The organism is Spirosoma fluminis, assembly GCF_054778895.1.
In genome coordinates this window covers 1-544 of sequence record NZ_BAAGZD010000026.1, presented here as the reverse complement: position 1 = coordinate 544, position 544 = coordinate 1, and the positions used below count along the sequence as shown (strand labels likewise).

Sequence of the window (544 nt, the reverse complement as noted above, 5' to 3'; positions counted from 1 at the left end):
GGCTTAATCATCCAGTCGTCGGGTTCGATCCGGGGTCAGGCAGTGATCAACCAAAGCTCGACGGGTAGCGGTAACCAGGCGACCATCCTGCAGTTCACCGGCTCTAACGCCGATGGATTGGATGGCTTTGGTAACCGGGCTATCGTTAACCAGATCGGTATTGGCTCGAACAACATCGCCTTCCTCCAACAAGGCCGGGCAACGGATGTAGCCTCCTCCAACGACAACTTCATTACGTTGACCCAGAACGGTTCAGGCAACGTAACGCGGTTCCTCCAACAAGGCAACAACAACTTTGCTGACATCACCCAGAACGGTAACAACAACATCGTTAAGGGTCAAGGTGGCAACAACGACATTGCCTCCCAGAACGGCTACAACAACCGGCTGACGTTGGTGCAGAACGGCAACTCGTCGTCCAACCTGGTGTACTCCTACACCCAGAATGGCAACAACAACACGCAAAACGTGGTGCAGAACGCCAACTAAGGCGAGCTGAGAAACAAACGAAAACCTGAGCCTGAACACAAGGCTCAGGTTTTTT

The 544-nt window shown here is 53.1% G+C and carries 1 pseudogene; it reads left to right on the top strand.

Going from position 1 to position 544, the window contains the following annotated elements:
• Positions 1-489: pseudogene (locus ACYVBJ_RS20515) on the top strand (beta strand repeat-containing protein); the annotation flags it as partial.
• Between the last annotated feature and the right edge of the window lie 55 nt (positions 490-544).